The organism is Paraburkholderia sp., assembly GCF_035948235.1.
GTDB lineage: Bacteria > Pseudomonadota > Gammaproteobacteria > Burkholderiales > Burkholderiaceae > Paraburkholderia.
In genome coordinates this window covers 1-5,336 of the sequence record NZ_DASZJJ010000123.1, presented here as the reverse complement: position 1 = coordinate 5,336, position 5,336 = coordinate 1, and the positions used below count along the sequence as shown (strand labels likewise).

Sequence of the window (5,336 nt, the reverse complement as noted above, 5' to 3'; positions counted from 1 at the left end):
TCGGGCCTGACCTTGTTGCAGCAGAAAGCGCAGCTCGACGCCACGAAGACCCAGGTGCATCTGCTCGAAAACCAGCGGCAACAGGACGAGCACGCGATCGCCGTGCTGATCGGCAAGCCCGCGCCGGAGTTCGCGCTCGCGCCGCAGGTTACGCCGTTGCCGACGCCCGCGCTGCCCACCGGCCTGCCCAGCGAATTGCTGCAACGCCGCCCCGACGTGGCCTCCGCGGAGCGCGCAATGGCCGCCGCCAACGCGCAGATCGGCGTGGCGCGCTCCGCGTATTTCCCGGACGTCACGCTTTCGCCCACGCTGGGCTGGGAATCGACGCGCTTCAGCAATCTTTTCTCGGTGCCGAGCCTGATGTGGTCGCTCGGTGCGGGTGCGGGCGAGGTGCTGTTCGACGGCGGCAAGCGCGCGGCGGGGGTGGATTACGCGCAGGCGGGCTACGAGTCGGCGCAGGCGTCGTATCGGCAAACCGTACTCACGGCCTTCCAGGAGGTGCAGAATGCGGTAACGGGCCTGTCGGTGCTACAGAGCGCGGCGACGGACGGCCAGGCGGCCGTGGACGACGCACGCAAATCCTTCGATCTGGCCAACGATCGCTATCAGGGCGGCCTCGTCGCCTTCATCGACGTGCTCAACGCCGAGCAGACATTGCTTGCCAGCGAGCGCACGGAGGTGCAGATTCACGGACAGCAGGCCGCCACGGTGGTATATCTGGCGAAGGCGCTGGGCGGCGGCTGGAGCGCGGACGACCGGGCGCTGGCGTGCAGCATGGGCACTTGCCGTGAGGTGCCGGCGAGCGACGCGGCAGGCGCAAAAAACCAGCAGGACACGCAGACCGCAGTGCCCGGACACGGCTGACGGCAACACAAATACGATTCGACGCGGCCCACGAAGCCGCGCGCGAAGTGGAGGGCAAGCATGAAAGTACTGGTAATCGAAGATGAACGCAAAGTCGTGGACTATCTGCGCAGCGGCTTGAGCGAGCAGGGCTGGATCGTCGATGTGGCGATGGACGGCGAAGAGGGCGCGTGGATGGCCACGGAATACGACTTCGACGTGATTGTGCTCGACGTGATGCTGCCGAAACTCGACGGCTTTGGCGTGCTGCGCGCGGTGCGCGCGAAAAAGGAAACGCCCGTCATCATGCTGACCGCGCGCGATCGCGTGGACGACCGCGTCCACGGCCTGCGCGATGGCGCCGACGACTATCTCACCAAGCCGTTCTCGTTCCTCGAACTGGTCGAGCGCCTGCGCGCGCTCACGCGCCGCGCGCGCGCCCAGGAATCGACGCTCATTTCCGTGGGCGATCTGCAGGTGGATCTGATCAGCCGCCGCGCGACGCGCGACGGCGTGCGCCTGGATCTCACGGCCAAGGAGTTCCAGTTGCTTTCGGTGCTGGCGCGGCGGCGCGGCGAGATTCTCTCGAAGACGCTCATCACCGAACTCGTGTGGGACGTGAATTTCGAAAGCAATGCCAATGTGGTGGAAACCGCCATCAAGCGTCTGCGCGCGAAACTCGACGGCCCACATGCGGCGAAACTGCTGCACACGATCCGCGGCATGGGCTATGTGCTAGAAGTGCGCGAGGATGGAGGCGCGCTGTCATGAAGCGCTCGATTTCGCTGCGCTTGTCCGCGATGTTCGCAGCGGTGTCGCTGGTGGTGTTCACGCTCACCGGCACGGGCCTTTTTCTGCTGATGCAAGGTCAGCTCTTTAACGAATTGCGCGAGACGCTCGACACGCGCGCGCGCATCGCCGCCCTGATCGTTTCGCACGCGCCCGACGTCAAGAAATGGGCCTTCGTGCAGGAGAAACTGCGCGATCTCTCGCCCGCCGACAGCCGCATGCACTACTACGTGGAAGGCCCCGATCCGCGCTTTCGTTTTGGCGCGCCGATTCCGGGCAAGGTCACGGGCGACGTCGGGCCGAATCATCAACTCGTGCGTCCTTTCGGCTGCAATTACGACGTGATCGTCACGAGTATCGTCGTGCCCCCGAGCGGCGACCGCCCCGAAGTGAAGCTGGTGGTGTCGAGCGACTGCGTGCGTACCGAAAGCATGCTGCGGCGCTTTGGCATCGCATTGGGCGTGCTGGTTGCGTTGTCAACGATTGCGGTGGCGCTGCTCAGCCGCGCAGTGACGCGCTTCGGTCTTGCGCCGCTCACGCGCCTGTCGCGCGAGGCCGCCCAACTGAGTCCTTCGAACCGGCGTCAGCGTCTGCATTCGGGGGAATTGCCGGAGGAACTGCACGAACTGGCCACGTCGTTCAACGGCGCGCTGGAGCGCCTGGACAAAGCCTACGAGCGGCTCGAATCCTTTAACGCCGATGTCGCGCACGAACTGCGTACGCCCGTGAGCATCCTGATCGGCCAGACCCAGGTGGCGCTCACGCGCGACCGCTCCGTCGAGCAACTGCAGCAGACGATGCAGTCGAATCTTGAGGAGTTCGAACGATTGCGTGTGATCGTCAACGACATGCTGTTCCTCTCACGCAGCGATCGCGGCGAGCGCGCAACCGATCTCGCGGAGGTCTCATTGCGCAGCGAAGTCGAACGCATGCTGGAGTTCCTCGACATGCCGCTCGAAGAGGCGCAACTGCGCGTGGAAGTGCAAGGGGATGCGCGCGCGTGGGTCAACACGTCGCTGATCGGCCGTGCGGTGAGCAATCTGTTTGTGAATGCGATCCAGCATTCGTCGCCCGGCACGGTCCTGCAGGCCACCATCGCGCCGCAGGACGGCTATGTGGAAATTGCCGTGTCGAATCCGGGCGAGCCGCTCGATCCGGATGTGCGCGAGCATATTTTCGACCGCTTCTATCGCATTCAGGAAGCGCGTTCGAATAGCCACGAAAACCACGGTCTTGGGCTATCCATCGTCAAGGCCGTCGCTGAAATGCACGGTGGCACGGTGTTCGTACGCAGTGCAAACGGTATCAATACGTTTGGATTTTCGGTGTCGGCGCAGGGCGGCGGTTCGGTTGTGAGCGCAACCCCGCCGGTCGTGTCCGAGCCGCCGCGTCAGGGACGCGCGGGCTTGCCGATGCACGTATCCTCTTGAACGCTGGCTGCGTCAGACCGGATCGTCGTCCGGATCGGACGCGGCCACGCCATCGCCCTGATGATGCTGGTCGCGTCGCAGCAGGTCCCAGCAACTGATGAAGAGCGCGGCAATCAACGGCCCGATCACAAAGCCATTGATGCCGATAAGCGAAATGCCGCCCAGCGTGGAAATCAGCACGACCCAGTCGGGCAGGCGCGTATCTTTGCCGACCAGCACCGGACGCAGCACATTGTCGACTGTGCCGATCACGAGCGTGCCGAATAGCGCAAGCCCGATGCCCTTGACGAGCGCGCCCGTGGAAATAAAGTAGATCGCCACCGGCAGCCACACCAGCGCCGCGCCCACAGCGGGCAGCAGCGAAAGCAGCATCATCACGAAGCCCCACAGCAGCGCACCCTGAATGCCCACCACCCAGAGCGCGATGCCGCCAAGCGTGCCCTGCACGACCGCTACCACTACATTGCCCTTCACCGTTGCGCGGATCACGGTGGTGAACTTGCGGATCAGATGCTGCTTGTGCGATTCGTCGAGCGGAATGGCATCGCGGATCAGGCGCGAGATTTCGCGGCCATCGCGCACGAGAAAGAAGAACAGATAGAGCATCACGCAAAAGCTCACCACGAACTGCACGGTGTTCTGGCCGAGACTGAGCGCGCGCGTGGCGACAAACTGGCTGATCTGCGCCGCGCCCGCTGAAAGCCGCTGTTGCAGACCGGGCAGGTCCATCAGGTCGTAACGCGCGAGGACATTCTGGATCGATTGCGGCAGCGCATGCACGATCTGGCTGAAAAACGCGCCGAAGTCGAGACTGCCAGCGCGCACCTGGGCGTACGCATAACCCACTTGCTGGATCAGCGTGCCGGCCACCAGTGTGAGCGGAAAGATCACGATCACGAGGCAGATCGCGAGCGTGATGAGTGCCGCCAGGTTGCGCCGCCGCCCCAGGCGCGCGACGATGCGGCGCTGCACGGGCTGGAAGATCAGCGCGAGTATCGCGCCCCACAGCACCGTGCTGAAAAACGGCGCGAGCACGAAACACAGCGCAATGGAAACAACAAACAGCAGTAGATAGAACGCAGCTTGATGAAGTGGCTTGTTGCCGTCCATGAGCGATGGATTCCTGTGGTTCCGGGCAAGGACTAGTCAGTGCATGATAGCGGCTTTGGACACGCTGGCATGCGAAGCCGCAGGCGCACGCACATTCGATGCGCGCGCAACCGATTGTCGAAATCAATGCGCGCCGACAAGACGCACGCGCGTGATTTCCGAAGGCGCGCCCAGACGCTTGGGCGGTCCCCAGTAGCCGGTGCCCCGGCTCGTGTAGACCCACAGACTGCCAAGCTTTTCGAGCCCCGCTGTGAACGGCTGTTGCAGCCGCACCATGAAATTCCACGGGAAAATCTGGCCGCCGTGCGTGTGGCCGGACAGTTGCAGCGTATAACCCGCATCGGCGGCGGCGTGGGCCGTGCGCGGCTGATGCGCGAGCAGCACGCGCGTATTCACATCGTCGGGCGCACCACGCAACGCGCCTTGCGGATCGCTGCGATGCGAGGGATCGAAATGGCCTGCTGTGTAGTCTGTCACGCCCGCGAGCACGAGCCGCGCGCCATCGTGCTCGATCACCACATGCTGGTTCATCAGCACCGTGAGACCGATGCGGCGAAACTCGGCGACCCAGGCGTCGGCGCCCGAATAGTATTCGTGATTGCCGGTGACCAGATACACGCCGTGTTGTGCGGCTAGCTGCCCGAGCGGTGCCGTGTGATTCGAGAGATGCTGCACGCTGCCGTCCACCACATCGCCCGTGATCGCTACCACATCGGCGTCAAGCTGGTTCACGGCGCGCACGATCGCCTCGACGTAATCGTGCTTGATCGTCGGGCCAACGTGGATGTCGCTGAGCTGCACGATAGTGAAGCCGTCGAGCGCGGCGGGCAGATTGCGGATCGGCACTTCGACGTTGCGCACCGGCGCGCGCCGCCGCGCATTGAAAAAGCCGATGCCGCTCGAACAGAATGCGAGCGCAACGACCGCGGCAGCGCTGCCGATGCGCCAGTGCGTAAGGACCACGACGCCAGGCCAGAGCGATTCGACCGTCATAAGCGAGGCCAGCACGAGATCGCGCAGGATCGTGAGCATCAGCAGCGACGAAAAGAAGCCCATCGCCAGCATGCCGATCCACGCGAGACGATCGCCCAAAGGCTGGCGCTCAAAGCGGCGCGCAAGCAGGCCCGGCGGTATCACGAGCACCGACAGCACGAGCCAGAGTGC

5 protein-coding genes are annotated in these 5,336 nt (G+C 64.1%); 3 read left to right on the top strand and 2 right to left on the bottom strand.

Annotation, left to right across the window (positions count from 1 at the left end; genetic code table 11):
* From VG320_RS11075 to VG320_RS11065, 3 genes are all read left to right on the top strand, one after another.
* Window positions 1–864: efflux transporter outer membrane subunit (locus VG320_RS11075; protein WP_327200152.1), on the top strand; the 864-nt coding region annotated here is incomplete at its 5' end.
* A 60-nt stretch (window positions 865–924) separates the two neighbouring features.
* Entirely contained in the window at window positions 925–1,614 is a 690-nt protein-coding gene (locus tag VG320_RS11070) for a heavy metal response regulator transcription factor (protein ID WP_103706550.1), read from the top strand.
* Window positions 1,611–3,062: a heavy metal sensor histidine kinase gene (locus VG320_RS11065; RefSeq protein WP_327200151.1), complete on the top strand. Its 1,452-nt coding sequence runs from the start codon at window positions 1,611–1,613 to the stop codon at window positions 3,060–3,062. Before VG320_RS11070 ends, VG320_RS11065 begins: the two co-directional genes overlap by 4 nt.
* 12 nt (window positions 3,063–3,074) lie before the next feature.
* On the opposite strand, the gene VG320_RS11060 is transcribed toward VG320_RS11065, so the two are convergent.
* Together VG320_RS11060 and VG320_RS11055 are read right to left on the bottom strand one after the other, a co-directional pair.
* Window positions 3,075–4,172 (bottom strand): AI-2E family transporter, encoded by a 1,098-nt coding sequence (locus tag VG320_RS11060; protein ID WP_327200150.1) that lies wholly within the window; start codon window positions 4,170–4,172, stop codon window positions 3,075–3,077.
* A 123-nt stretch (window positions 4,173–4,295) separates the two neighbouring features.
* Window positions 4,296–5,336 (bottom strand): metallophosphoesterase (locus VG320_RS11055; protein WP_327200149.1); only part of this gene is annotated, 1,041 nt, incomplete at its 5' end.